Here is a 20,796-nt window from a genome sequence, read left to right as displayed (position 1 = left end):
ACGCTTCTTTCGCCAACCTATAAAAGCGGAGGTCGCCGGAGAGCGGAAACGGGACCAGTCAGCAGCCGCCGCCACGACCGGGAACGCCGCTACTGCCGCGGGGTCGCCTGCGCCTCCGTCGGCCACACCGACGGTGTCGAGCGTGCTGGCGACTGGTCGAAGCCGGCCGAGGATCCCGAAGGTCCGTACGGGTCTCGGCCTGCGACGGGTCAAGGGCGTCGGCGTATGAAAGGCGTGAAAAAAACGGCGGTACGCGTTAAATCGGCGTAGCAGCGGCCGTCGATCCGGCCTCCCGGCCCGATCATGGGCGACGGAACGTCGTGGTCGACCGGGCGATGGTCCGGTAGCCGTGCGGCAACGTCTGGGTCTCTCCCGGCCAGCAGGTACGTGCAGGGCCCACTCTCCCGGCGACGGGAGGAACTGGGGAGACACCGTGAGCGTTGACGCGCGGGACCGGGTACGAGAACGGAAGAAACGCCAGCTCAGCGGCTGGCTGCTGGCCGACACCTCCGCGCGGCCCGCCCGGACCGAGGGTCCCCACGCTCGACCGTCGGAGCACCACCGCCACAGTTGGTGGAAGGTCATGTGCCTCACCGGCGTGGACTACTTCTCCACCCTCGGCTACCAACCGGGCATCGCGGCGCTGGCCGCCGGCGTGCTGTCCCCGATCGCGACCCTGGTACTGGTCCTGGTCACCCTGCTCGGAGCGCTGCCGGTCTACCTGCGGGTCGCGCACGACAGCCCGCACGGCGAAGGCTCCATCGCGATGCTGGTGAAGCTGCTGGCCTACTGGCAGGGCAAGCTGTTCGTGCTGGTGCTGCTCGGCTTCGCCGCGACCGACTTCATCATCACGATCACCCTGTCGGCAGCCGACGCCACCGCGCACATCGACGAGAACCCGTTCTGGCCGGACAGCCTGCGCGGCCACCCGGTGATCATCACGCTGCTGCTGGTGGCGCTGCTCGGCGGGGTATTTCTCAAGGGGTTCACCGAGGCGATCGGCATCGCCGTCGGGCTGGTCGGCGTCTACCTGGCGCTCAACGCGGTCGTGGTCGGCGACGCGCTCTGGCGCGTGCTCACCCATCCCACCATGATCGGTGACTGGACCACCGCACTGACCGCCCAGCACGGCGACCCGCTGCTCATGGTCGGCATCGCGCTGCTCGTCTTTCCCAAGCTCGCGCTCGGCCTGTCCGGCTTCGAGACCGGCGTCGCGGTGATGCCGCACGTCACGGGGGACCCGGAGGACACCGAGGAGAAGCCGACCGGGCGGATCCGCGGCACACGGCGGCTGCTCACCACCGCCGCCGTGATCATGAGTATCTTCCTGATCGCCAGCAGCATCGTCACCACCATCCTTATCCCGGCTGACGAGTTCAAGCCGGGCGGGCCAGCCAACGGGCGGGCCCTGGCGTACCTGGCGCACCGGCACCTCGGCGAGGTGTTCGGCACCATCTACGACCTGTCCACCATCGCGATCCTCTGGTTCGCCGGCGCCTCGGCGATGGCCGGCCTGCTCAACCTGGTCCCGCGCTACCTGCCCCGCTACGGCATGGCCCCCACCTGGGCCCGCGCGGTGCGACCGCTGGTACTGGTGCTCACCGCCGTGGCGTTCCTGATCACGGTGATCTTCGACGCCAGCGTCGACGCCCAGGGCGGCGCCTACGCCACCGGCGTGCTCGTGCTGATCACCTCCGCCGCGACCGCAGTGACGCTCTCCGCCCGGCACCGACGCCAGAACGGCCGCACCGTCGCGTTCGGGATCATCACGGTGATCTTCGTCTACACCACGATCGCGAACATCGTCGAGCGGCCCGACGGCGTCAAGATCGCGGCCGCCTTCATCGCCGGCATCATCGCGGTGTCGCTGCTATCCCGGCTGTTCCGGGCCTTCGACCTCCGGGTCGACACGGTAGAACTGGACGCCACGGCCCGGCAGTTCATCACTGACTGCGCCCGGCGGCGAATTCGGCTCATCGCTCACGAGTCGAGCACGGGGAACCCGGCCGAGTACCGCGACAAACTCGCGCAGATCGTCAAGGACAACGACTTCCCCGCCGGCAGCGACGTCATCTTCGTCGAGGTCACCGTCACCGACCCGTCGGACTTCGAAACCGAGTTGCACGTCACCGGGACGATCGTGCACGGCAGGTACCGGCTGCTCCGGCTGGCCAGCTCGTCCGTGCCCAACGCCCTCGCCGCGCTCCTGCTGCACATCCGCGACCTCACCCACCACCGCCCACACATCTACTTCGAGTGGACTGAGGGAGACCCCGCCGGCAACTTCCTGCGCTACCTGATCTTCGGTCAGGGTGAGATCGCTCCCGTCACGCGCGAGATCCTGCGCCGGCAGGAACCCGACCCGACTCGGCGGCCCCACGTCCACACCGGCTGACCCGGCGCGGACGCCTCGGACAGACCGGGCCGCAAGACCCTGCACCTGGGCCGCGCATGGGGCGAGCATCAAGAGGGCACGAAGATCAGGAGGAAGCTCATGGCTGACAGCGACGCCCGTCCCGCCCGACGGCACCGGCACGGCAACCGGCCGCCGGCGGTGGTCAACCGGCTGATCCTGGCGGTCCTGCGTTCCCGGCGCCTGCACGGCCTGCTCGACGGGCAACTGTGTGAGGTGCGCTACCGCGCCGCCGACGGGCGGTCGGTCAGCCTGCCGGTGCTCTATGCCGCGGCGGAGGAGCAGTACGTCGTGCTCGTCGGCGATGCCTCGGACAAGCGGTGGTGGCGACACTTCCGCCGGCCGGCCGAGGTGCAGCTGTGCCGGGGCGGACGGTGCCGCGCCGGCCTCGGCCGGGTGGTCTCGCCGGACGATCCGGCATTCGGCCCGGCCGCGCAGGCGTACGCCCGGCGGCACGGCGTGCTGGTCGGCCTGGACGACCGGCTCCTGGTGGTGGACCTGCCCGCGGCGGCGTCCGCCTGACCGCCCACGCGGACGCCGCAACGCGGTCACGGTCGGAAGCGGTAGCCCGGTAGCTGGGTGGTGCTCACCGACCTCGGTTACCTCGCCGCCTGGCCCGGCCTTCGCTGACCGGTCAGACCTTGCGGTAGCGGGCCTCGGTCAGCGCGAACAGGCCGTACGCCGCGAAGCCGACCGCGATCACGAGCAGCAGGCCGGTGCCGTACGCCTCGCCGGCCAGCGTCCGCAGCGCCGCGTCGAGTCCGCGTGCCTTGTCCGGGTCGTACCGCCATGCCGCGATGACGAACAGCGCGCCGGCGATCCCGTACGCCAGGCCCTTGGCCACGAAACCGGCCGCGCCGAGCCGGCGCACGAGCCGCCGCGTCCCGGCCGCCATCTCGCCGACCCGCAGGTGCTTCTCGAAACGCCCGGTGAACCCGACGAATGCCAGCCATCCGCCGATCCCGGCCAGAATCAGCCCCGCCGTGATGACCGTGACGCGCCCGCCGCTCGAGGCGAGGAGACCCTCGGCGGTGTCCTGCTGGGTGTCGGCGCTCGACGACTTCTTGCCGCGCAGCACCTTGATCCCGCTGAAGGCAAGGTAGAGGTAGAACGCGGCCCTGCCGGCCGACGCCATCCGCTCGGTCAGCAAGCGCCCCCGGAACATCTCCAGCACCTGCCAGACTGCCATGGCCACCAGCCCGACGACGATCGCCAGGATGAGCGCCAGCCCGAACGGCTCGTCGGCGATCTCCTGCATGGCGCCGGATTGGTCGCGGTCGGCGCTCGGCCCACCCGAGGCGACCCGCGCGATCACCCAGGCGAAGAGCAGGTGCAGGATTCCGTAGCCGATGAAGCCGGCCCGGGTGAGGTGCTCCAGGCCAGGGTTGTCGGCTGCGCGGGAGACGGCGCCGCGAGCCCGCGAGGACAGCGATGACATTCGCCGACAATCACCACTCGCGGCTCCGGCGAAACCTGCTCGCCGTCGCGGTACGGCCGGCCTCGGGCTCGCCACCACGCTCGCCGTCCGGGGAAGTGCCGCCGCACCCCCAGCCTGAACAGGGAACGAATCGAATCCCGACGACAACCGCAGATGACGGCGTGGTCCGGCCCCGAGCACAATCTCTTCCAGTTCTACCGATACGGGCTGACGAAGGAGGCGCCACCGGGCACGAACGTCAGGGCCTTGTCGGATCCGTGAGGATCGGAGCCCGAGGAGCCAGGCCGCAAATTTGGCACCCGAGCGGCGGCTGGGATCAATGCGCATCAGCGCCACCACTCCCGCCCGGGGCCAGCGAGCGGGTGGTGCGTAGGAGGAAGCTCAGCCCGCCGCCCAGGTACAGGATCACCCCGACGTGCAGGGCGCCGACGCTCGCGACGCGGCCAGCTATGCGCGGGGCCTCGATCGGCGGCAGAGGGGCATCCCAGCCTGAGCTGGGACGCCCCTCTCGATCTTGAGGGACGACGGGCGATCGGCGGGTCAGGAAGTCGCGGCGGGGCGCCGGACGAACAGCACTGTCGGGATCACCATGACGAGCAGGACGACGCCGCCGACGAGCCAGCCGAGGTGAAGGGCGTCGGTGAAGGCACGCGGCGCGGCCAGGGAGAGCGCGTGTGCCAGCGGGGCCGGGAGCTGACCCGTGCTGCCGGCGTGTGTGGCTCCCGCGGCGACCGCTCCGGCCGTGTCGGACGGCACTCCGGCCGTCGCAAGCTGTTCACCCAGGTACGTCGGGAAGTGGGTCGTCGCGAGGGTGCCGAGGATGCTCGGGCCGAGCACGCTGCCGAGCTGGCGGAACATGTTGACCGAGCCGGCGGCCATGCCGGCCTGCAGCGGCGGCACGCTGTTGACGGCGGCGGCGGTCGACGGCGCCACCAGCAGCGCCGAGCCGACGCCTGCGGCGAGCAGCCCCGGCCACATCGCCCCGTAACCGCTGGACGGGCCGACCATCAGCAGCGCGAGGGCCCCGGCGCCCATGAGGAAGAGCCCCGCGGCGAGCACGGAGGCGATGCCGACGCGGCGGGCCACGCGTCCGGCAAGTGCGCTGACGACGATGTATGGGACGAACATGGGGAGCAGCTTCACTCCGGTCTCCAGGGCGCTCGCGTGGGCGATCCGTTCCAGGTAGAGGACGGTGAGCAGGGAGATGCCGACGAAGCCGAACATGGTGACGGCGCTGACGGCCATCACGGTCGCGAACGAGGCGCTCTTGAACAGCCGCAGGTCCAGCATGGGGTCGTGGTGACGGAGTTCGAGCCGGACGAAGGCCACCAGCGAGACGCCGAAAACCACGTAAGCCAGGATGATCGGGGCTTGGTCGTAGCCGCTGGCGCCCCCCTGGATGATGGCGTAGGTCGCCGACGCGATCGCGATGGTGCCAAGCAGCACGCCGGCGGGATCGAGTCGTCGGGTCGGGTGCCTGCTCTCTGCCACGAACAGGGGGGCGAGCACGAGGGCGAGCACCCCGACGACGAGGTTGGTGAGGTAGACCGCGTGCCAGGAGGTCTGGTCGAGGAGCGCGCCCGCCACGAGCGGCCCGATCGCCAGGCCGAGACCTGCGCAGCTGGCCCAGATACTGATGGCGCCGGTCCGCTCGTGGTGGTCGGTGAAGGCGTGACTCACGATCGACAGGCTCGACGGCAACACGGCCGCGGCGCCGACGCCCATCACGGCCTGGGCCGTGATGAGCACACCCGAGTTCGGCGCGGCGAAGGCGAGCGCGCTGCCGAGCGTGAAGAGAACCACGCCGTAGCAGAAGACCCGGCGCCGCCCGAGTAGGTCGCTCAGCGTGCCGGCGGAGAGGACCAGGCTCACCACGGCGAGGCTGAAGGCACTGCTCGCCCAGACCAGCGTGCTGGCGGACATGCGCAGGTCGTCCTGGATCGGCGGCAGCGCCGAGATGGTCGACGAGACGTTGACGAAGGTCATCATCACGCCCAGGCAGACGACGAAGAGGGCGAACCAGCGCCGCCGTGCCTCGGTCATGGGCGCCGGGCGGGGCTCTGCGCCAGTGTTAGGCTGGCTAGTGGAAACCATAGCCAGGACGGTAGCACCCCTGGCTATGCAAACGCCTAGCCAGATGGGTGTGGTAGCCATGACACCGCCAGCCGGGCCGGCCGGGCCCGACACCGATGCCGTCATCGCCTTGACCGGGCGCTTCGCCGATCGCGACGCGTGGCAGGCGGAGGGCTGGTGCCGCATCGAGCACGCGCTGGAGCTGATCGGCACCCGGTCGGCGATGATCTTGATGCGCGAGATCTACTACGGCGGCCGTCGCTTCGACGAACTGGCCCGGCGTACGGGCCTGACGGAGGCGGTGGCCGCCAAACGGCTCAAGCAGCTGGTCGCCGACGGTCTGCTGCAGCGACGGCCCTACCAGGAACCGGGCAAGCGGACCAGGTACGAGTACGTCCTCACCGAACTGGGCCGAGAGCTCTTTCCCGTGCTCGTCGCTCTGCTGCAGTGGGGGGAGCGGCTCGGTCGGGACGGCGGCGTCGAACTCGTGCACGCCGGCTGCGGGAGTCCGCTCGGCGTCGTGGTGAAGTGCGCAGAGGGGCACGAGGTGGCGCTACCCGACACCGCCGCCCGGCTGGTGATGGACGGAAACGGCAGCGGCCTCCCATGAGTGGACCGGCGCACCTCTTCGCCGGAAGAACGTCCGCTGCTGGGGCACCCGCGGTCTTCTAGACGGGCGTCGAGCGGACTCTCCCACGCAGCTCGGGCTCCGCGAGGCGGTTCATCCGCTTGGGGTACGGCAGCGGATCGAGGGAAGCCAGGAGGGTACGGGTGGCGGCGAGCACGCCGTTCATTGTGCCCGCGAGTGGACCGGGACGAGATCCACTATCGCTCCGCTCGGCGGCTGTTGTGTTGCGGGTCGTGGGTCAGGTCAGCCGCAGCGGCCTCAGTCCCATGCCTCTGCCGGGGAACCCGGCCTACGGCAGACACGTCCTAGGGGCATGACAGGCAGCAGCGTCCCCCTACGGCATCGAACGACCGGCGTTCCCCGGGTCATGGGGCTGGCTCTGGTCGCCAGCCTGTCGCTGATCAGCGGGTGTACGGCGGAGGCGGTTCCCACGCCACGTCGGGACGGGGGAGTGCCGGCCGGCGGGTTCCGGCTCGTCGCGTTCGACTCCTGCGGGCAGGCGATGCGGCAGCTCAAGACAGCGGCCAAGGCGTACGTCGGGCCCTGGGGGTTCGGGCCGGGCGGGGACTTCCGTACCTTCGGCCGGGCGGAACAGGCCGGAGTGCCCGCAGCGGCGAAGCAGGCGGACGCGGTGCCCGAGGCCAACGCGGCCGGAGCCGGAACCCCCGGCCACTCGGGCACGAACACACACGAGGCCGGGGTCGACGAACCGGACCTGGTCAAGACCGACGGCAAGCGGATCGTCAGCGTCACCCGGGGCAAGCTGTACGTGATCGACCCGGCCACCCGGCGGCTGACCGGAGAGTTGGAGCTGGCGCCCGGTGCCGACGGCTGGACCGACGGCAGTCTCCTCCTCCACGGCGACCGGGCGCTCGTGCTGCTCCGCGAGGGGTGGGCCGCGATCGCGAAACCGGCCATCCCCGAGGGGCGGCCCGCCGCAGCCGGTCCGGCCCGCGGCGACATCGTCGGTCCACGCCTGGTCATGGTGGACCTCGCCGGGGCGCCGAAAGTCATCGGCGAGTACCGGATCGACGGCAGTCTGGTGGACGCCCGCCAGGTCGGCACGATGGTCCGGGTCGTGGTCCGATCCGCGCCCCGGCTGACGTTCCCGCACCGGGAACGGGCCACCGACGCGCAGCGCACCGCCGCCAACCGCGAGATCATCGACAGGTCCACGGTCGACGACTGGGTGCCCCGGTACGAGGTCACCTCCGGGGAACGAACCAGCACGGGACGGGTCGGCTGCGAACGGGTGAGCCGGCCGGCCAGCTACTCCGGTACCTCGCTGGTGACCGTGCTCAGCTTCGACCTCGCGGCGGCCATGCTCGGCGCTGGCGACCCGGTAACCGTGCTGGCCGACGGCGACACGGTCTACAGCACCGGAGACCGGCTGTACGTCGCCAACGACCAGCGCTGGCGGGTGCTGCCCATGCTCACCGCCCGCGACGTCGCACCCGATCCCAGGGACGAGACCACGGAGATCTACCAGTTCGACACCGGGGGAGCGGGCGCACCGCGGTACGTCGCTGCCGCCACCGTTCCGGGTTGGCTGGTCAACCAGTACGCCATGTCGGAGTGGGACGGGCATCTGCGGGTCGCCACCACCCGTGGCCGTACCTGGGGCACCAAGCCCGACTCGACGTCCAGCGTGTACGTCCTGCGCGCCGACGGCTCGACACTGGCCCAGGTCGGCAAGGTCACCGGACTGGGCAGGGGGGAACGGATCCACGCCGTACGGTTCGTCGGCGGCACCGGGTACGTCGTCACGTTCCGGCAGACCGACCCGCTCTACACCGTCGACCTGCGTGATCCGACCGCGCCCAAGGTGAGCGGGGAACTGAAGATCAACGGGTATTCGGCGTATCTGCACCCGGTCGGCGAAGGACGGCTGCTCGGCGTCGGGCAGGAGGCGACCGACCAGGGCCGGGTCCAGGGCACCCAGCTCTCGCTCTTCGACGTCGCCGATCCGGTCGAGCCGAGCCGGATCGCGCAGTACCACGTCCGGCAGGGGCACTCCGAAGCGGAGTTCGACCCGCACGCCTTCCTCTACTGGCCGGCCGAACGCCTGGTCGTGGTCCCCCTGACAGTCCACGGCTCTGCCGCCGTGGGCAAGCCGGGCCTGCCGAGCAATCTGGCGCTGGCGTTGCGGGTCGGCGACGGCGGATTCACCGAGGCCGGCACCGTCGACCACACACTCGGCGGCGGACCTCCCGGGGACGTGGTGATGATCCGGCGGTCACTGGTGGTCGACGGCGTGCTCTGGACCGTGTCCGACGCCGGCCTCAAGGCGACCAGCCTCACCACCATGAAGACCCTCGGTTGGCTGCGTACGGCGTGACCCGCTTCCCGGCGAAGAAACGTGCGGATCACTGGACGGTCGGGAACGCGAGCGCACCTACCACTGCGAGGCGTGCGGCCTAATCATGGACCGCGATCGCAACGCCTCACTAAACCTGGCCGCCGTTCCAACGGAATGCCGAGGATGTCGCCGCAGGGCGCCGTGGTGATTCGCCCGATTGGGATGAGGCCGCATCACCCCCCGTTCCAGCAGGCTGTCGAGGTACCAGTTCGCTCACGAAGCGATGTGATGCGTTCCAGTCGTTCGGCGGGGGATCTGGCCGGAGAGGAGAATCAGGTGGAATACGAGGATTTCATCAACGCCGTGGCCACGCGGGCGAAGGTGTCGACCGATCAGGCGGCGACACTGACCGGCGTGACGTTGGAGACGTTGGCGGATCGGATCAGCGCCGGCCAGGCTGAGGACCTCGCCTATCAGCTTCCGGATCGACTCGCCGGACACCTGACCAGACCGCTCGGAGGGGAGATGGCCACCGCGTTCGGGCTCGACGAGTTCGTGCGGCGGGTGGGGGATCGCCCGGAGATCGACCGTGCACTCGCCGGTGCCGGGGTCCGCGCGGTGCTCACCACCCTACGTGAGGCTGTAACCCGAGACGAGTTCGAGAACGCCATGGCCCAACTTCCCGAGGAGTTCTCGCAGGTGATCGAACCGGTGGGGGCCGGTGGCGGGCGGCGCCGCAGCTCGTAGCGCCGAGTTGCAGCAGGAGCAGGGCGCCGGTGCCCTCCTCAGTTGCGTCCCTGGACGGCGTTGCCGGTGGTGATCGTGTGGGTGGGGCGGGCGTCGGTAGACAGACCCGCGCCGGTCGCGAACAGCTCAGGATCGTCGCCCAAGCTGAATCAACGAGCGGGAGCCGAGTACTCCGGCCCTAGATCGTCGTCATGGGTGCCGGGGCCGCTCCTCGGTACCCTGCCTGTGTGGCGGAGGCCTGGGATGAGGAACAGCTGGTCGCGGACGGCTTTGAGCGTGTGTACGTCGAGTTGGAGTGGTACGACGGGCCTCGTGCCGGCATCGCCGAAGTCAACGGCAGGCCCCACTACTTTCAGGGCCTCGACTACGACCACGCCGATGAAGCCGACGAGTACCGCGTCTGGCCGGCGAGCGAGGCCACGGTACAACTGGAGCGCGAGCAGTGGGCGATCTTCGCCAGGTGGAACGAGCGCTACGAGGCGGGGACGGTGGGGCCGGAGAGCCATCCTGGACAGGGTGGAATCGACGCCCGCTACGACGAACTGGACCTGCTGCTGGCGCCGTACCGCCAGGTGCCGGACGACGCGCGCCGGCTTGAGGGCGAGCTGCGGTTCGATACCGGCGCCCACTACCGGGTCGAGGGCCCCGGCTTCTGGTTCCGCTGGCGTCCGAGCAGGTGAGGCTGCAATTGATGATTAGGCGCTAGCGCGGATCAGCCCGGTCCGCGATCTCGCGCACCGATCGCGCCGGGGGCGGGGGCGTCGACGGCTACAAGCTCGTGCATGCCGCTACTGGCGGCAGGCAGCCACGCAGCCATGAAGATCACGATCTACGGCTGGAGTGCTGGTCCCCTCCGGGCACCTGGTCCTTGACGTCGTCGTAGCCGACCTTGGCGGGGTCCGCGACCGGAGCGTAGATCACGCGGATCACGCCCGCGGGAAAGACCTCCGTTGCTGTCGCCCGGAAGTGGTAAGGGGTGTCCCCGTCGTCGAACAGCGCGCCGGCTGCGGCCGACGGAAGATGACCTGACTCAGGCTGCCCCACGACGGCCGGCGGCAGATGAGAGCATACGGGGGTTCATTTGCGCCTCTCGGATGGCCGAGCCGGCCCGGCCACGGCAATGCCCGGGGCCGATACCACCGGAACGTCCGACCGTGGCTCGCCACGACCACCCGCAGCCACGATTGGCGAGAAGCAGACCATCGGCGACTCCGACACGATCACCCTGTGGCGGCCGACCGCGCAGGCCGAGCTTGACCTGGTGGCGGCGTCGGGGTGGCGGGGTATCCGAAGAACACCCGGACCGCGGTCAGCACCTCCTGCGCGTCGTTGGCCATGGCGGTACGCGCCTGGACGAGTAGGACTTCGGGTTCGGTCTGCCGCTGCCGGTCGAGATGGGCCAGCAACTGGTCAATGTCCGGTACTTGTCGTTCGCCGGTCAGCGCGCGGGCGGGTGGCCGGAGGTCCATGAGGTGGCAGAGCAGTCGCAGCGGCCGGTGCCCGTACACCGGGTGCCGCTGGGCAGGGCGGGCAGGCCGTAGGTGAGCAGCCGCGTCACGGCGCCGTCGAGCAGCGGGGTCGCCCAGTGGGCGTTGTCGAACAGGCTGTTCGAGGTTGCCCGCGGCAGGCCGAGGCCGGCCACCACCTGGTCGACCTGACCGGCCGCGGCTTCGGCGACGACGAACACGTGGGGCGAGATGTGGCTGCGGCGGAAGACCTTCGACCACACGCGGCCCTGCTCCGAAGGTGTCACCGGGGCGTTATGCGAGCCGCTCACGCGAGGGTCCCTTCTGGTCGTCTTGCTGACGAGCGACGTCGAGCAGGCGGCTGAGGACTGCGCGGGTCCGGCCGGTTGCGGTGGCGAGGGCACCGAGCGGGTCGGCGTGCCGGCGGCTGGCGAGGTCCTCGTAGACCGCGAGCAGGTCGGCCTCGAACCCGTCCGCGGTCGCACCGCGGGCCTGGGCCAGCTCGGCGAGCCGGCTCTCGATGTAGCGGCCCACCATCACCTGGTAGGCGCCGACGCTGGGCATGTCGTGGAACTCCGCCACCATGTCGTCGACCTGTCGGCCCGTCCGGTGCAGGACCGCCGAGGTGATGCCGTGCCGGCGTACCTCGGGGCCTGCCTCGTCGTGGATGCGGATGACGACCTCGTCGGGTCCGTTGATCTCGTCCGATCCGGTGTCGCTCTGCCAGCGGGCCGTGACGACAAAGCCGTCGTCCCGGCGGGACAGTTCGAGGGACGGGTCGGGCACGGCGTGGAGGGGATGCTTCTGGGACATGCATTCCTGTCTTTCCGGCGGCCTTGTGGGCGCCTGTTTCCGGGCCGCGGTGGCGGCTGCTGTCACACCTGTTGTTCCGCCCGGTTCAGGGCGCCGGGGTGGCGGCGGTCAGGACGCTGCCGAAGAAGACCATGACGGTGAAGAGGATCATCGGGCCGACGAAGACGTAGCCCAGGACGAGGCCGGCGACCGCCATGCCGTGCCCCGACCGCATGCCGTCGCGGGTCTCCCGCAGGGCCAGGTGGCCGAGGATGACGGCCAGGACGCACGGCAGGCCGAACAGGCACCAGCCGCCGAGCACGCCGAGGATCCCGAGCACCAGCGACGCCGTCGCCATGCCCGAGGTCAGGACGGGCTGGACGGTGAGCCGCTGCATGCCCGGCGGGTAGCCGCGGCCCTGGTAGGGCTGGGCCGGGACCGGCGCGTACGCGCCGGTGGGCGCGGACACCGGGGGATAGGGGCCCAGGACGGCGGGCAGCGGCGGCTGCCGGCGGGTGGGCTCGAGGCCGGGCTGCGGGTAGGTCATCGGCGTGGTTCCGTTCTTCCGTCGAGGTGGGTGAGCAGGGCGCTCACCTCGGTGTGCAGGCGACGCAGCTCGGCGGCGGTCGGTGCGAGTTCGTAGCAGTGGTGGTGGGCGGCGGCGGACAGGGCCGCCCAGGCGAAGGCGACGCGCCGGGCGACGGCGGGGCCGGGCCCGAACCGGCCGCGCAGCATCAGCTGCTTCGCCCGGCCCTGCCGGCACGCGGCCACCACCGGGCGGGTCCGCCGCCAGTAGGCGTCGATGCCGCCCTCAAGCGCGAGCCGGATCAGGCAGGCGCACGCCCTCGGCCACCAGCCGGCGGTCACCGCGGCCGCGCCGAGCGGGCCGGCGCCGCGCAGCATCTGGTCGGCCGCCGCCAGGCAGCGCCGGGGCGACGGCGCGGTCATGACCGCACCTCAGCGCCGTCGCGGGGCGCGGGCACGGCAGCCGGTGGGGGTTGCAACACCGCCGCCAGGTGCCGGACGTCGGAGACCAGCTCGGGCAGGTCGAACAGGTACGCCCCGTGCACGCCTTCCTTGCACGCCTTGTACGCGCCCACGGCACGCGACCCGTGCCGGCGACTCAGGTACCCGAGCACGTCACCGCCCCGGTTGGCGTCGTCGAACAGCGCCAGCGCGACGATGGTGGTGAGCCGCCGGGACGCGGCCACGACGGCCGCCTCGATGTCGTCGTGCGGCACACCTCGCGCCACTCGCCGCCGCCACACGATCCGGTGGCAGGCCGCCTCGATCGCCGAGCGGCACAACTCCGCCACGACCGGCCCGCGCACCTCGGAGGCGATTTCCTCGGTGCGGGCCAGGGCGTGCGCGTCGTCGAGGTAGCGGGTCACGGGGTCGGAGCCGGGCCGCAGGGTCACCACCGACCGTTCCGCGCGGGTCACCTCGACGATGCGTGACCGTCCGAGGTCGAGGCGGGCGAGGGCGTCGGGGAGCCGGGTGTCGTGGGTGAAGACGACCACCTGCCGCTGCTCGGCTAGTTCGGCGAGCACCCGGGCCAGCCCGTCGACCTTGGCCGGGTCCATGCTCTGCACGGGGTCGTCGACGACGATGAACCGGAACGGGCTCTCCGGCGCGCAGCCGCGCGGCAGGAAAGTCGCCAGCCCGAGGGCGTGCATCTCGCCCTGGCTCATCACCCCGAGGGCGGTGCCGTTGTCCGCGCCGTCCACGCTGACCGGGATCACCACCCGCCGCCGGGTGTTCATGCCCGCCAGGGTCATGGCGCCCAGCTCGACGTTGCTCTCCTGCCGTAGCTGCGCCCAGATCCGCTGCGAGTGCTCGGCGAACGGCGCCACCCGCTGGTTGCGCAGCTGCGCCCCGGTCGCCTTCAGCCACGTCCGCGCGGCCTTCAACCGGGCCAGGGCGCGTTCCTGCTCCGGCAGGGTTACGGCCGACGCGATCCAGGCCCGCAGCTCGCCGGCCACCGCCTGCCAGCCGGTGTCGCGCTGGCGGAGCAGACCCTTCGCGTACGCCTGCGTGGCCTGCGCCGCCGCGAGCACCGCCGGGTACCGGGCGCTCAGGTGGTCGGCCAGCTCCTCCGGCCCGCCCGGCGCCAGCCGCAGCGCCGTCACCGCCGAGTGCAGCTCGCCGACGGGCACCCCGTCGGCGTCGCCGGTGGGCACGTCCAGGTCGTCGATCAGGTAGTGGGCCCGTTGCAGCAGCGCGGTCAGCCGGGACGCGGCGGCCTGGGCGGCGAGGGTACGGTCGCGCAGCTCCGCCAGGGACGCGGCCGCCCTGGTCCGCCAGTCGCCGTCGAGGCGGCCGGTCGCGCAGACCGGGCACGGCCCGTCGCCCTGGTCGTCGTGGTGCTCGACGGCCAGCCGGAGCAGCTCGGCGCTGCGCAGCGACGCCCGCGAACGGCCACCGTCGTGCCGGCGCGCCTGCGCGGCGGCCTCCCTCAGCTGCTCGGCGAGGCGGGTCACCTCGTCGGCGTCGGGCAGCTGCATCGCCGCCAGCCGCCGGCACAGCAGCACCGCCTCGTCGTCGGTCGGCTCGTCCGGCTCGTCGAGGATCGCGGTCAGCGCCGCCAGGTCGGCCGCGCCCCGGGTGCGCAGCAGCGCGGCGGCCCGCCGGGCCCGGTCGTCGGCGATCCCGGCGAGGGTGTCGGTCAGGGTGGCGCGCTGTCCGCGTACCTCCCTGATGGTGGTGTCGACGGGGCGCGCGGCGGCCATCAGGCGGCGGTCGGCGTCGGTGATCGCCTCCAGGCCGAGGATCGCGGAGATGGCGTCAAAGAGCTGGCTCTGCGTGCCGGCGGTGAGCCGGCCCAGCTCGGCGGCGGTGAGGAACGGCCGGTACAGCTCCAGCGGCCGGGCCAACCCCAGCTCAGCGAGGTCCCGATGGGTGCCGCGCGCGCTGGTCACCGCCACCTCGGCGTCGCCCAGCTCCGCCTCCGACGGCCAGGAACGGACCACCCGGGTGGGCGTGGCCACCCCGTCGACCCGCAGCTCGACCGCGATCCGGCACGGATCGCCGGCGTGCAAGTTGCGCCACCCGGTACGCCACACGCTGTTGCGATCCGCCCAGCGCGCGCTGTCCCCGGTCAGGGCAAGCTCCACCGCCTCGGCGAAGCTGGACTTGCCAGAGCCGTTGCGGCCCACCACCACGGTCAGCCCAGGGCCGGGCTCGATGGCGAGGGTGCGCTCCGGTCCGACGCCGCGGAACCCGGCGACGGTGACCGACGAGAGCCAGATCCGCTCCCGCGGCTCGTCCGCCGCACGCTGCGGCTCTAGTGCGGTCGGCGCGCCGGCGAGCGCCGCGTCCAGGTCGGCCTCGCCGCTCAGCGCGGCGAGGACCACCTCAGCGGTGTCATCAGGTACGCGGTCGGCGGCGAGCCGGTCGAAGACCAGCGCGACCAGGGGATCGGTGCGGTTCATCAGGCGACCTCCGACGAGTGCCGATGCGGGTGTGGGAAGGCATGCGGGTGCCGGGCGGTGTCGGCTCGGGCCGGTTGGCCGGCGGTGATGGCGTGGGGACGTTGTGTAGTTGCTCTTGTTATGTGCATCGGTGGTCAGGCCGGCAGTGCAACGTGCACCTTGCGCGGTGTGTCAGCGGGCAGGGCGCCACTCGCCGCAGTTCTCCGAGTGGAAGGCGTAGTCGGAGGAGCGGATGGTGACCTGCACGCGACGGGCGCCGTTGGTGAAGTAGTTGTCGATCGTGTTGCCCGAGCGGTCCTGCCGCTCCCAGTAGCAGCCGTCGACGTCCGTGGTGACGTACGTGCCCGGCTTGATCTCCTTGCCGACTCGGTAGGTGCCGTCTTCGAACAGCCGCCCCTGCGCCGCCAGCTCCGCGTCCGCCTTGCCCTGCCGCACCGCGGCACGCCACTTCTTCGCGTAGGGGTGGCCGGGGCACAGCGTCAGGGCCGCGTTGATTTCCGGGATCTGCTCGCTGCTCGCGGCAAAGCCCGCCTCGACGTACGCGTCATCGGCGTCGACCTCGGCGCACATCTGGTAGAGCACCGCGATGTTGCTGTCGTCGTAGCCGGAGGTCTTGTACGCCGCCTCCTCGACGGGGCTGACCGGACGGATCTCCTGGCCGGCGTCGCAGGACACGGGCTTCGCGGCCCAGGCCTCGGTGAAGTCGGGACGGCCGTCCTTGCCGGTGAGGATGGTGAACGGCCGGCTCTGGTCGAAGCCGTCGGTGAGGTAGCAGGTGAGGACGAAGGGTTCCTGCTGGGGGATGTTCTTCGGGTCGGTCGGGTAGGTGTCGCTGCTGTCCGGGATGCCGTCGCGGTCCTGGTCGGCCGGTGGCGTCGGGCTCGGAGTGGGGGAGGCCGCGGAGGTCGACGGGGTGGCCGACGGCGTCAACCGGGCGGCGGGCGTCGTGCCGCCGTTGCCGCACGCGCTGAGACCGACGGTCGCGAGCGTGGCGGCGAGCAGCAGACCGGCGGGACGCCGCCGCAGCAGGCCGGGACCGAGCCAGCGGGTTCGGTCGGAGTCGGGGCGGGGGAAGGTCATCACGATCTCCAGGCGCGTGCGATCCGCGGATCGACAGTGCGTCGATTCGCTGCTGGGTGGTGTGGAGTCGCGGGGAGCTCAGCGGGTGAGGCTGGCGTGCCAGTCTTTGAGGAACGCCTCCGCCAGGGCGTGCGCCCGCGGGCGTACGTCGAAGGTCTCCTCGAGTCGGCGCCGGGCCATGTGGGACAGGCCGTCTGCGGCCTCGTTGACGGCGTGCCCGCTGTGCCCCTTGACGTGCTGGAAGGACAGGTCCGGCCGACGGCTCACCTGCTCGGCGAGCCGGACCAGGGTCGGCTGCTCGGCCCACCGGCGCGGCCGCAGGCTGTAGCCGGCCGGCATCGCGGTCACCCCGCCTGCCTGCCAGCGGCGCAGCCAGCGCAGCGCGACGATGCTGTCTACCAGCACCGTCATCCCCGACGGCGCCTGCTCGTAGGCCGAGAGCAGGAAGTCGACCGCGCGCAGTTCGTTGATCAGCACCCGGGAGGCCCCGGTCGGGTCGAGCCGGCCGGTGCCCCGGCCGCGCAGGCCGTAGTGGCCGTCGCTGACCACGTACGCGATCCCGCCGCCGCGCCCCTTCCAGCTGGCGTCGGTCGCGGCGACGACCGGCGCCGGCACCGCCGTCCAGCGCCCGACCCGCCCGCGACCGCGCTCCTGGTCCGGCTCCGGCCGGCAGGCCGTGCCGTGCGCGGCGGCGAGCCGCACGGCGGTGTCCAGGAGCTGCTCGGCCGAGCCGATCTCGTCGTAATGGACGGCGGTGAGCGCCAGGGTCAGCGCGTCGCCGATCCGCAGGCAGTCCACGCAGGCGGTACGGCGGACGTAGCTCCGGAGCGGAAGGGCGCGGGCGTGCAGTGCAGCGGGGAGCAGGTGCAGGGCGCGGAGGAACTCATCGGGCCGCACGACGCCTCCTGTCGTGTCGTAGGGGGTCAGAGCACCTTGATCGAGTCGATCTGGAGCAGCGGCGCGGTCGTCGAGCCGCCGATCTGGGTGTCGTAGCTGTACGAGCCGAGGACCATGACGTTGGCGCGGAAGATGTCGTCCTCGACGAGGTTCTCGAGGTCCGAGCCGGCGCCGGAGAGCATGGTGTTGGTCTCGTAGTCGAACTCGTCGGACATCCGCCGGTGGGCGACGTCGGCGCGGAACGTGTCGGTTCCGGTCGCCGCGTCGAACTGGGTCACCCGGCCGTACACGACGTAGTGCTCGCCGATGTGCCCGTCGGGGTTCTTGGCGATGAGCTTCCACTGCCGCGCGGTCAGCGTCTTGTAGGACGGCGGCTTCGGCTTCGGCGGCGCAGCGGTCTTCGTCGGCAGGGGAGCGGCGCTGGTGGGAGCCGCCGTCGTCGGGGCAGCGGTGGTGGGTGCGGCAGTGGTCGGCGTGGCGGTGCTCGGACTAGCGGACGCCGCGGCGCCGGCCGGGTTCGCCGAGTCGCCAGACGTGGCGATCACGGCACCACCGATGCCGAGGGCGATGACGAGGGCGATGCCGCCGACGGCCCAGGCGCGAGCGTTGGAGCGGGTGGGGGGAGTGGTCGGGGTGGGCGCTTCGGCGAGCGTGGCGTCCTGAGGGCCGGCGGTGGGCGGGGCCGCGGCGGCACCGGCGAGGGTCGGGTCCGGCTGCGGCGAGACGCCGGCCTCGTTGGCGGGCTGGTCGGGCGGCGCGGAGCTGGTCGGGTCGGTCATGACGGTCTCCTCTGTGAACACGGGACAGGGCCGGGGCGGGCGGGCTGCCCGCCCCGGGTTGGCGGCGGGTCAGGTGAGGGAGACGGTCACGCCGCCGGAGAACGGCGAGTCGTGCAGCTCGAGCTTGGCGATCTTGACGTTCTTCGGGATGTCGAAGACGACCACGCCGGTGACCTGGTTGCCGGGGTTGATGTCGTTGAGGAACGTCTCGGCGTTCTTGTTGGCGTAGATGGCGGCCCCGCCGTCGGCGGAGTACTCGGTGCCGTTGGCGGCGTACGCCTTCTGGCTGCTGCCGTCGAACATCTGCGACTCCTTGCCGATGTTCTTGACGTTGACCGTGACCAGGCAGAACTGGCCCTGCGCCTTGGCGCCGAGCATGTCGGTGCCGATCTTGGCGACGCCGCACTTGGACGACTTGACCGTGAACTCGAACTTGCCGTCCCGGGCCGGCTGGCCGATCTTCGCGGTCTTCGGCTTGTCGTCACCCTTGGCGCCGCCGGCGTCGGCCTCGCTGCTGGTGGAGTCGGCCTTGCTGCTGCTGGAGGTGGTGTCGTCGGTGGAGCCGGCGCCGCAGCCCAGGGCGACGAGACCGGTGGCGAGCAGAGCGAGAGTGGTGACCTTGCGCATCGTTTTCCTCCTGCTGTGAACGTGGCGGCGTCAATGAGAACATCATCTGTGAACGCTGTCAACATACATGACGCTTGACAGGTGTGACACACTCCAAACGTGCAGGAGACACCGACCATCACCGCAGCGGAGATCGCCCGGCTCGCCGGTGTCGGTCGGGCCGCAGTCAGCAACTGGCGCAAACGGCACGCCGACTTCCCCGCCCCCGTAGGCGGCACCGCGGCCAGCCCCGAGTTCGACCTGGGACAGGTCGAACAGTGGCTCCACGCCCAGGGAAAACTCCCCGAACTGGCCAGCGCCGACCGGCTGTGGCGGCACCTCGCCGCCGCCAGCCAGTCACCCGCCGCCGGCCTGGCCGCCGTCGGCGCCCTGCTCCTGGCCCGGCAACGCGGTCAACGTCCCGGCCGATCAGCTGATCCGCAGCTCAAGCCGCTGCTGCCCGACATCGACGCGCTCGCCGACGAACTCGGACCCCAGGGTGCCTTCGACGCGCTGTGGCAACGGTTCTCCGCGCCCGGACCGGGCCGCCCGTTCGCCACCCCGGATGACCTGGCCGACCTGATGGCCGGGCTCGCCGGCGTCGGCGGCGGCTCCGTCCTCGACCCGGCAGCCGGCTCCGGCGCCACGCTGCGCGCCGCCGTCCGCGCCGGCTGCACCTCTGCCTACGGGCAGGAGATCGACGAGGACCTCGCCCGGCTCGCCGGACTCTGGCTGGCGCTGCGCGACGTGGCAGGGGAGGTCTGCACCGGCGACTCGCTGCGCGCCGACGCCTTCGCCGGCCGCACCTTCGACGCCGTCGTCTGCCACCCGCCGTTCGGGGCCACCAACTGGGGCGACGAGGAACTCGGGCACGACCCCCGCTGGATCGTCGGCACCACCCCGCGTACCGAACCGGAGTTGGCCTGGGCCCAGCACGCCCTCGCCCACCTGCGCGCCGGCGGACACGCCGTCCTGCTGATGCCACCCACCGTCGCCAGCCGCCGTGCCGGCCGGCGCATCCGCGCCGAACTGCTACGCCGCGGCGCCCTGCGCGCCGTCATCGCGCTCCCGCCGGGGGTAGCCGCGCCGCACGGCGTACCCCTGCACCTGTGGGTGCTGCGGCGGCCGTCGCCCGACGCGCCGCTGCCGGCGCGGACGCTGCTGGTGGACGCCGCTTCCGGTGACGCTGCCGAGACCTACGCGCGGATCCTCGTCGTCTGGCGGGCCTTCACCGCCGCGCCGGACGCCGGCGTCGAGGAGACTGGCTTCGCCCGGGCGGTGCCGGTCATCGAGCTTCTCGACGAGGAGGTCGACCTCACTCCCGCGCGCCGCCAACCCGCCGTCGGGGGCGAGGACACCGGAGAGCATCTGGTACGCACCAGAGAGCGCCTCGCTGCCATCGTCGGCGACCTACCGGCGCTGATGCCGCAGGTCACGCCCACGCCCGAAGGGCCGGGCGGGGACTTTCTGTCGGTGGGGGAGCTGGCCCGGGCTGGGGCACTGCAACTGATCGGTCCCATACGCGCGCCGTCATCCGAGGGCGGCGCGCCGTCAACGGGCGGGCCGCCGGTGCTGACCGTGCAGGACGTGCTGAACGGTGAAGGCCCGTCCGGTCGGGACGATGGCCGGCTCGGGCAGGAGATCTCGCTGGTTCCCGGCGACGTGGTGGTGCCGACAATCGCCCGGCAGCTCGCCGCGCGGGTGGTGACGTCCGAGGGCGCGCTGCTGGGGCGGAACCTGTACCTGCTGAGGCCCAACCCTGCGGCACTCGACTCGTGGTTCCTCGCCGGGCAGCTCCGGACGTCGGCCAACGAGAGGCAGGCGTCGAGCCTGTCAGGGACGCTGCGCATCGACATCCGGCGCGCGCAGGTGCGGCGCCTGCCGCCCGCTGAGCAGCGAGTGCACGGGAAGGCATTTCAGCGGCTCGACACCTTCGAGTCGGCAATCCGACGGGCGGCATCGCTCGGTGCGGAGCTGGTGCAGCTCACCGCCGATGGGCTGGCCCGGGGCACGATCCGACCCGACGAGGAGTAAGTCGCCGTGGCCCGCAGCCTGCAACGCGGCACGCATGTCGTCGGATATCCGACGCCGGCGCAGCGCCTCGGTGACGTAGGCGGAAGCCTGGCGGGGCGGGCAGGGCGCCCCTG

General features: G+C 71.7%; 19 protein-coding genes. 8 read left to right on the top strand and 11 right to left on the bottom strand.

The genetic code is table 11. The features are described 5' to 3' along the window. Positions 1 to 433 precede the first annotated feature (433 nt). Together GA0070603_RS05360 and GA0070603_RS05355 are read left to right on the top strand one after the other, a co-directional pair. Positions 434 to 2,395 (top strand): APC family permease, encoded by a 1,962-nt coding sequence (locus GA0070603_RS05360; RefSeq protein WP_091307993.1) that lies wholly within the window; start codon positions 434 to 436, stop codon positions 2,393 to 2,395. Positions 2,396 to 2,494: 99 nt separating this feature from the next. Further along, positions 2,495 to 2,935, top strand: coding sequence for a hypothetical protein (locus GA0070603_RS05355; RefSeq protein ID WP_091307984.1), 441 nt, complete (start codon positions 2,495 to 2,497; stop codon positions 2,933 to 2,935). 112 nt (positions 2,936 to 3,047) lie between these two features. On the opposite strand, the gene GA0070603_RS05350 is transcribed toward GA0070603_RS05355, so the two are convergent. Continuing rightward, positions 3,048 to 3,851, bottom strand: coding sequence for a DUF1206 domain-containing protein (locus tag GA0070603_RS05350; protein ID WP_091307980.1), 804 nt, complete (start codon positions 3,849 to 3,851; stop codon positions 3,048 to 3,050). Between the two features lie 540 nt (positions 3,852 to 4,391). Next, positions 4,392 to 5,894: an MFS transporter gene (locus GA0070603_RS05345; RefSeq protein WP_208862816.1), complete on the bottom strand. Its 1,503-nt coding sequence runs from the start codon at positions 5,892 to 5,894 to the stop codon at positions 4,392 to 4,394. Positions 5,895 to 6,003: 109 nt separating this feature from the next. Between GA0070603_RS05345 and GA0070603_RS05340 the strand changes: the two genes are divergently transcribed. From GA0070603_RS05340 to GA0070603_RS05320, 5 genes are all read left to right on the top strand, one after another. Further along, a complete protein-coding gene (locus tag GA0070603_RS05340; RefSeq protein WP_091307970.1) occupies positions 6,004 to 6,534 on the top strand; it encodes a winged helix-turn-helix transcriptional regulator in 531 nt (176 codons plus the stop codon). Between the two features lie 385 nt (positions 6,535 to 6,919). Further along, entirely contained in the window at positions 6,920 to 8,890 is a 1,971-nt protein-coding gene (locus GA0070603_RS05335; protein ID WP_244282414.1) for a beta-propeller domain-containing protein, read from the top strand. Between the two features lie 31 nt (positions 8,891 to 8,921). Further along, complete coding sequence (locus tag GA0070603_RS32585) at positions 8,922 to 9,059, top strand: zinc ribbon domain-containing protein (RefSeq protein ID WP_091307967.1); 138 nt, start codon at positions 8,922 to 8,924, stop codon at positions 9,057 to 9,059. A gap of 128 nt (positions 9,060 to 9,187) precedes the next feature. After that, a complete protein-coding gene (locus GA0070603_RS05325; RefSeq protein WP_208862815.1) occupies positions 9,188 to 9,598 on the top strand; it encodes a DUF2267 domain-containing protein in 411 nt (136 codons plus the stop codon). Positions 9,599 to 9,825: 227 nt separating this feature from the next. Then, a complete protein-coding gene (locus tag GA0070603_RS05320) occupies positions 9,826 to 10,278 on the top strand; it encodes a hypothetical protein (protein ID WP_091307966.1) in 453 nt (150 codons plus the stop codon). Between the two features lie 758 nt (positions 10,279 to 11,036). Here the strand turns inward: GA0070603_RS05320 and GA0070603_RS05310 are convergent. From GA0070603_RS05310 to GA0070603_RS05270, 9 genes are all read right to left on the bottom strand, one after another. Then, positions 11,037 to 11,375 (bottom strand): hypothetical protein, encoded by a 339-nt coding sequence (locus GA0070603_RS05310; protein WP_139131821.1) that lies wholly within the window; start codon positions 11,373 to 11,375, stop codon positions 11,037 to 11,039. Continuing rightward, on the bottom strand, positions 11,359 to 11,877 hold the full coding sequence (locus tag GA0070603_RS05305; RefSeq protein WP_091307955.1) for a hypothetical protein: 519 nt from the start codon (positions 11,875 to 11,877) through the stop codon (positions 11,359 to 11,361). The genes GA0070603_RS05310 and GA0070603_RS05305 overlap by 17 nt, the downstream gene beginning before the upstream one ends. An 85-nt stretch (positions 11,878 to 11,962) precedes the next feature. Then, on the bottom strand, positions 11,963 to 12,403 hold the full coding sequence (locus GA0070603_RS05300; protein ID WP_091307951.1) for a DUF4190 domain-containing protein: 441 nt from the start codon (positions 12,401 to 12,403) through the stop codon (positions 11,963 to 11,965). Beyond that, positions 12,400 to 12,804, bottom strand: a complete 405-nt coding sequence (locus GA0070603_RS05295) for a hypothetical protein (protein ID WP_091307948.1) — start codon at positions 12,802 to 12,804, stop codon at positions 12,400 to 12,402. The genes GA0070603_RS05300 and GA0070603_RS05295 overlap by 4 nt, the downstream gene beginning before the upstream one ends. Beyond that, a complete protein-coding gene (locus tag GA0070603_RS05290; RefSeq protein WP_091307944.1) occupies positions 12,801 to 15,287 on the bottom strand; it encodes an AAA family ATPase in 2,487 nt (828 codons plus the stop codon). Before GA0070603_RS05290 ends, GA0070603_RS05295 begins: the two co-directional genes overlap by 4 nt. A gap of 171 nt (positions 15,288 to 15,458) precedes the next feature. Beyond that, complete coding sequence (locus GA0070603_RS05285; protein WP_091307940.1) at positions 15,459 to 16,367, bottom strand: Rv1352/Rv1906c domain-containing protein; 909 nt, start codon at positions 16,365 to 16,367, stop codon at positions 15,459 to 15,461. A 78-nt stretch (positions 16,368 to 16,445) separates the two neighbouring features. After that, positions 16,446 to 17,264, bottom strand: coding sequence for a ribonuclease HI (locus GA0070603_RS05280; RefSeq protein WP_167544499.1), 819 nt, complete (start codon positions 17,262 to 17,264; stop codon positions 16,446 to 16,448). 26 nt (positions 17,265 to 17,290) lie between these two features. Next, entirely contained in the window at positions 17,291 to 18,043 is a 753-nt protein-coding gene (locus GA0070603_RS31410; RefSeq protein WP_167544498.1) for a hypothetical protein, read from the bottom strand. Positions 18,044 to 18,112: 69 nt separating this feature from the next. Next, on the bottom strand, positions 18,113 to 18,670 hold the full coding sequence (locus GA0070603_RS05270; protein ID WP_091307930.1) for a DUF4352 domain-containing protein: 558 nt from the start codon (positions 18,668 to 18,670) through the stop codon (positions 18,113 to 18,115). Between the two features lie 99 nt (positions 18,671 to 18,769). Between GA0070603_RS05270 and GA0070603_RS05265 the strand changes: the two genes are divergently transcribed. After that, positions 18,770 to 20,683 carry an N-6 DNA methylase gene (locus GA0070603_RS05265; RefSeq protein ID WP_208862814.1) on the top strand — a complete coding sequence of 638 codons (1,914 nt, stop codon included), beginning with the start codon at positions 18,770 to 18,772 and terminating at the stop codon, positions 20,681 to 20,683. Positions 20,684 to 20,796: the final 113 nt, after the last annotated feature.

The organism is Micromonospora chersina (assembly GCF_900091475.1).
In the GTDB taxonomy this organism is placed as follows: Bacteria; Actinomycetota; Actinomycetes; order Mycobacteriales; family Micromonosporaceae; genus Micromonospora; species Micromonospora chersina.
The sequence above is the reverse complement of the archived record's forward strand: the minus strand, read 5'-3'. Positions and strand labels throughout refer to the sequence as shown.

Coding starts and splice junctions, on each gene's coding strand:
- GA0070603_RS05355 (WP_091307984.1), top strand. CDS start 2,495: ATGGCTGACAGCGACGCCCGTCCCGCCCGACGGCACCGGCACGGCAAC.
- GA0070603_RS05350 (WP_091307980.1), bottom strand. CDS start 3,851: ATGTCATCGCTGTCCTCGCGGGCTCGCGGCGCCGTCTCCCGCGCAGCC.
- GA0070603_RS05345 (WP_208862816.1), bottom strand. CDS start 5,894: ATGACCGAGGCACGGCGGCGCTGGTTCGCCCTCTTCGTCGTCTGCCTG.
- GA0070603_RS05340 (WP_091307970.1), top strand. CDS start 6,004: ATGACACCGCCAGCCGGGCCGGCCGGGCCCGACACCGATGCCGTCATC.
- GA0070603_RS05335 (WP_244282414.1), top strand. CDS start 6,920: ATGGGGCTGGCTCTGGTCGCCAGCCTGTCGCTGATCAGCGGGTGTACG.
- GA0070603_RS05305 (WP_091307955.1), bottom strand. CDS start 11,877: ATGTCCCAGAAGCATCCCCTCCACGCCGTGCCCGACCCGTCCCTCGAA.
- GA0070603_RS05300 (WP_091307951.1), bottom strand. CDS start 12,403: ATGACCTACCCGCAGCCCGGCCTCGAGCCCACCCGCCGGCAGCCGCCG.
- GA0070603_RS05295 (WP_091307948.1), bottom strand. CDS start 12,804: ATGACCGCGCCGTCGCCCCGGCGCTGCCTGGCGGCGGCCGACCAGATG.
- GA0070603_RS05290 (WP_091307944.1), bottom strand. CDS start 15,287: ATGAACCGCACCGATCCCCTGGTCGCGCTGGTCTTCGACCGGCTCGCC.
- GA0070603_RS05285 (WP_091307940.1), bottom strand. CDS start 16,367: ATGACCTTCCCCCGCCCCGACTCCGACCGAACCCGCTGGCTCGGTCCC.
- GA0070603_RS31410 (WP_167544498.1), bottom strand. CDS start 18,043: ATGACCGACCCGACCAGCTCCGCGCCGCCCGACCAGCCCGCCAACGAG.
- GA0070603_RS05270 (WP_091307930.1), bottom strand. CDS start 18,670: ATGCGCAAGGTCACCACTCTCGCTCTGCTCGCCACCGGTCTCGTCGCC.